The sequence below is a fragment of the Monashia sp. HAY1-5C genome (genome assembly GCF_056755255.1).
Map to the genome: position 1 here is coordinate 1 of NZ_JBPGXG010000725.1, position 238 is coordinate 238.

At 37.0% G+C, this 238-nt stretch carries 1 protein-coding gene; it reads left to right on the forward strand.

Annotated features, from left to right (window positions below; all coding sequences use genetic code 11):
• Nucleotides 1–238 (forward strand): Y-family DNA polymerase (locus tag ACR9ZK_RS23330; protein WP_481344289.1); only part of this gene is annotated, 238 nt, incomplete at both ends.

Sequence of the window (238 nt, forward strand, 5' to 3'; positions counted from 1 at the left end):
GTATAAAGAAATTTCAAGGAAAATACGGGAGATCTTTTATGAATACACCGATCTGGTAGAACCATTGTCTCTTGATGAAGCTTATCTTGACGTCACCGAAAATAAAAAGGAAATAGAATCTGCCAACCAGATTGCCAGGGAAATCCGTCAGAAGATTTTTGAACAGACAGGGTTAACCGCTTCCGCAGGTATTTCCATTAATAAATTTTTAGCTAAAGTAGCATCGGATATCAATAAG